At 62.7% G+C, this 544-nt stretch carries 1 protein-coding gene; it reads right to left on the bottom strand.

Translation table 11 applies throughout. The annotated features are described in order from the left end of the window. Positions 1-456: 456 nt before the first annotated feature. The coding region (locus QYS60_RS25765; protein WP_371384255.1) for a cold-shock protein at positions 457-544 on the bottom strand (88 nt) is incomplete at its 5' end.

Here is a 544-nt window from a genome sequence, read left to right as displayed (position 1 = left end):
GAAGCCCTTCTCGCCGTTGAACCACTTCACGGTACCTTCAACCATGTTCATTCCTAAGAAGATTCGGGAAGCGCCGGGCTTCCCCACTCGTCGAGCGACACCTCGCCGCTCGGGTCTGTCACTCGACGGTAGAAAACGATTCCGTGTGGGCTATCGCATCCGCTCGCAACCAGAAATGTGCGAGGGGTGAACCACGAACACAACCTAACGACCGTGTGCAAGTAGATCACATCGGCGCCCGCACCGCTAGCGAGATCGCCGCAGGGGACACAAAACTGCATTGTGCCGGGCCCTTTTTCAGGGAGCACGAGTCGGATCGGGACACGAAGAGGGACCGGCCCGTTCGGACCGGTCCCTCTTCATTGCCTGTCACACCTCTGCCGGCGGCTCTTCCGCGACGACCTCACGAGGCCGTCGGGGAATGCACGCGTCCGGAAGAACGCGCAGCGAGCTACGTCAGCCGATGACGGTGACGCCGGTGGCCTGCGGGCCCTTCTGACCCTGGCCGACCTCGAAGCTCACGCGCTGGTTCTCCTCGAGGGTG

Source organism: Rhodococcus sp. GXMU-t2271 (assembly GCF_041414735.1).
Taxonomy (GTDB): domain Bacteria; phylum Actinomycetota; class Actinomycetes; order Mycobacteriales; family Mycobacteriaceae; genus Rhodococcus; species Rhodococcus indonesiensis.
Note: the sequence above shows the minus strand (reverse complement) of the source record. Positions and strands in the feature narration are given on the sequence as shown.